Annotated in this window: 2 protein-coding genes and 1 pseudogene; 2 read left to right on the forward strand and 1 reads right to left on the reverse strand. The window is 69.1% G+C overall.

Features of this window, described 5'->3' with window-relative positions; all coding sequences use genetic code 11:
- A pseudogene (locus ABTZ99_RS44720) lies at positions 1-215 on the reverse strand (glycoside hydrolase family 27 protein); the annotation flags it as partial.
- Between the two features lie 521 nt (positions 216-736).
- On the opposite strand from ABTZ99_RS44720, the gene ABTZ99_RS44725 reads away from it, so the two are divergent.
- Both ABTZ99_RS44725 and ABTZ99_RS44730 read left to right on the forward strand, forming a co-directional pair.
- Positions 737-2,119, forward strand: coding sequence for a glycoside hydrolase family 10 protein (locus tag ABTZ99_RS44725; protein WP_499619243.1), 1,383 nt, complete (start codon positions 737-739; stop codon positions 2,117-2,119).
- Between the two features lie 102 nt (positions 2,120-2,221).
- Positions 2,222-3,652 (forward strand): Nramp family divalent metal transporter, encoded by a 1,431-nt coding sequence (locus ABTZ99_RS44730; RefSeq protein WP_499619245.1) that lies wholly within the window; start codon positions 2,222-2,224, stop codon positions 3,650-3,652.
- Positions 3,653-3,779 lie beyond the last annotated feature (127 nt).

Below are 3,779 nucleotides of genomic sequence, written 5' to 3' on the forward strand. Positions count from 1 at the left end.
CTGACCATCGCATCGGTCATCTGCCGGATCAACGTCTCGCTGATGTTGCAGCCGAACGTGTTCCACGAGTTCCACCCCATCGGCGGCGTCCGTGCGACGCCGTTGTCCAGGGCTCGGGCGGGGTCGGCGTTCAGCATCGTCACCGTGCCCGCCGCCACCAGCAGGGCCGCGGACACGGCGTGCACGACGCGATGTCGCCGGGATGGGTGTGCCATGGTCGTGGTCCCTTCCGGTGTTCGGTGTCGTGGCTCGCGACGCGCGGCGGCCCAGCGTCGCCCGGCGGACACCGGCAGGGTCGGGCCCTGCCGGCCAACCCCGATCTCCAGTCGAAGGTAGCGATGCGCGATTAGGCCGGTCAAAGCTAAAATGTGATCGCTCACTTTAGCTACTCGTGAGCGATCGGCATCGAATGACATTCGACAAGGTCACATAAGCGCAGCTCAGCGCCGACAGGGACAAAGTTGCTCCATTCAGTGCAGCGTCTCGGGACATTTCCCAAGCGCACTACTTGTGAGCGCGAACAATGTGGGCGACACTGGCTCGCACCCGGACTCGCGGAGCGCACCGATCACGCGGTGCTCCCCCTTCCGCGAGGCCCGCCGGTCCGTGCTCACACCGCGAACGACGCCCGCGCGCCGCCCAGCACCCGGCGACCCGGCGGTGCCGGACCGGTCGAACGGTCCTGCCCATCCCACCCGCCACGTGCGGCGGGTGCCTTTCGGTGAAGGTGTCGAAGATGAAGCTGACAGCGAGGTCAGTGTCACGAGTGGTGCTCGCGGCGACGTTGATGGCCACCACCACGGGCGGCGTCGCGTTCCTCGCGACCACGTCCGCGAGCGCCGCGAGCACTCTCGGCGCGTCCGCGGCCCAGAGCGGCCGCTACTACGGCACGGCCGTCGCGGCCGGCAGGCTCGGCGACTCCACCTACGTCGGGATCCTGAACCGCGAGTTCGACATGGTGACGGCCGAGAACGAGATGAAGATGGACGCCACCGAGCCCAACCAGAACCAGTTCAGCTTCGCCAGTGGCGACCGCATCGTGAACCACGCGCTCGCCCAGGGCAAGCGGGTGCGCGGCCACACCCTCGCCTGGCACTCGCAGCAACCGCGGTGGATGCAGGGCATGGAGGGCTCGGCGCTGCGCTCCGCGCTGGTCAACCACATCAACCGGGTCGCCTCCTACTACCGGGGCAAGATCTACGCCTGGGACGTCGTGAACGAGGCCTTCGCCGACGGCGGGTCCGGCGGGCGTCGCGACTCCAACCTCCAGCGCACCGGCAACGACTGGATCGAGGTCGCCTTCCGCACCGCCCGCGCCGCCGACCCCGGCGCCAAGCTCTGCTACAACGACTACAACACCGACAGCTGGGCCGCCGCCAAGACCCAGGGCGTCTACCGCATGGTGCAGGACTTCAAGAACCGCGGTGTGCCCATCGACTGCGTCGGCCTCCAGTCGCACTTCGGCACCGGCATCCCGAGCGACTACCAGACCACCATCCAGCGCTTCGCGGCGCTCGGCGTCGACGTGCAGATCACCGAGCTGGACATCGCCGGTTCCGGCAGCCAGCAGGCCGACAGCTACCGCCGCGTGACCCAGGCGTGCACCGCCGTCGCGCGGTGCACCGGCATCACCGTGTGGGGCATCCGCGACACCGACTCCTGGCGCTACCCCAACGACTCGCCGCTGCTGTTCGACGGCTCGGGCAACAAGAAGCCCGCGTACCAGGCGGTCCTCGACGTCCTCAACGCGGCAGGGCCGACCACCACCACCACCACGACCACGACCTCCGGCACCACGACGACCACCACCACGACGCAGAACCCCGGCGGCGCCTGCACCGCGACCGCGTCGTTGAACAGCTGGAACGGCGGGTTCGTGGCCAACATCAAGGTCACCGCGGGCGCCTCGGCCCTCAACGGCTGGTCGGTCTCGGTGTCCCTGCCGGCCGGCGCCACCGTCACCAACCAGTGGAGCGCCAACCGCAACGGCTCCACCGGCACGGTCGCCTTCACCAACGTCGACTACAACGGCTCCGTCGCGGCGGGCCAGTCGGTGGAGTTCGGCTTCCAGGCCACCGGCAACGCCACCGGTCTCACCCCGACCTGCTCGGCGCGCTGAGCCGAGCCCGCCCGGTCGGCGCGTCGAGGCGTCGACCGGGCGGACCGGTTCCCCGTATCGTCTCCCCGGAGATCACCTTGGTTCCGGCGAAGGGATCATCCGATGACGAGGCAGCACGACGACGTGACCCGCCACTTCCCCGCCAGCCGACACCTGCCGCCACCCGAGGTCAGACCGCTGCCGGAGGCGCCGACCTCCACGTGGCGGATCATCGGGCCGGGTGTGGTCGCCGCGGGCGTCGGGTTGGCGTCCGGCGAGTTCATCCTCTTCCCCTACATCGCGTCCCAGGTCGGCCTGGTGTTCGTCTGGGCGGCCCTGGTGGGGCTGGCCACCCAGTACTTCCTGAACATGGAGATCGAGCGGTACACGCTCGCCACCGGCGAGACCGCGCTCACCGGTTTCAGCCGCTACTGGCGGCACTGGGGGCTGGTGTTCGCGGTCCTGACCATGACGGCGAACCTGTGGCCGGGTTGGGCGACCAGTTCGGCGACCATGGTCACCTACCTGTGGGGCGGCGACGTCCGCTGGATCTCCATCGGGATGCTGCTCGCCATCGGGCTGATCCTCACGCTGGCGCCGGTGGTGTACGTGGCGCTGGAGCGGACGGAGATGCTGAAGGTCGCGGCGGTGATCGTGCTGCTCGCGGTCGGCGCGGTGGTGGCGATCTCGGCCGACACGTGGGCCGAGGTGCCCAGCATCGTGACCGACGCGAGCATCCCGATCGACCCGCTCGGTCTCGCGTTCCTGACCGGCGCGCTCGCCTTCGCGGGCGCGGGCGGCGGCCAGAACCTGGTGCAGAGCAACTGGATCCGGGACAAGGGCTTCGGCATGGGCAAGTACGTGCCGCGGATCAAGAGCCCGGTGACCGGCAAGCCCGAGGCCGCGCCGAGCACCGGGTTCATCTTCGAGCCGACCGACGAGCACCTGACCCGGTGGCGCGCGTGGTGGCGGTTCGCGAACCGCGAGCAGCTCTACACCTTCGTGCTGATCACGTTCGTGTCCATCATGTTCACCTCGCTGCTCGCGTACGCGACGGTCTACGGCAGGCCCGGGCTGCCGAACAACATCGGGTTCCTGCGGATCGAGGGCGAGGTGCTGAAGGAGACGGTCGGCGCCTGGTTCGGCACGCTGTTCTGGGTGATCGGCGCGTTCGCGCTGTTCGCCGCGGCGCTGGGCATCGTGGACTACTCCAGCCGCCTCGTCGCGGACGTGGTCAAGACCGCGTACGCCAGGAACGTCAAGGAGAGCACGCTCTACTTCGCCGTGGTGTGGGTGCTGGTGCTGGTGGGCTGCGCGATCGTGCTGGCCGGTCTCGGGCAGCCGCTGATCCTGCTGGTGATCTCCGCGTGCGTGGGCGGGTTGATGATGTTCCTCTACTCCGGCCTGCTGATCGTCCTCAACCGCAAGGCGCTGCCCGCGCCGATCCGCATCCGCGCCGTCCGCGTGGCGGCGCTCGGCTGGGCGGTGCTCCTGTTCGGCGTGCTGAGCGTCATGACGATCATCGAGCAGACCGGCAAGCTGTTCGGCGACTAGACCCGACCCGGTTCATCCGCCGACAGGTCCGGCCGTCGTCCGCCGGCCCCGCGGGTGGGTTGGATAGGGCGGCCGGCGGGTCAGCGGTATTACAGGATTGCGGTGTTATGGTTTGGGATCACGACCC

Origin of the sequence: Actinosynnema sp. NPDC002837, assembly GCF_040295345.1 — a bacterium.
Lineage (GTDB): Bacteria > Actinomycetota > Actinomycetes > Mycobacteriales > Pseudonocardiaceae > Actinosynnema.

Excerpts from the sequence above, each read along its gene's own strand:
- ABTZ99_RS44725 (WP_499619243.1), top strand. The coding sequence starts at position 737 with ATGAAGCTGACAGCGAGGTCAGTGTCACGAGTGGTGCTCGCGGCGACG.
- ABTZ99_RS44730 (WP_499619245.1), top strand. The coding sequence starts at position 2,222 with ATGACGAGGCAGCACGACGACGTGACCCGCCACTTCCCCGCCAGCCGA.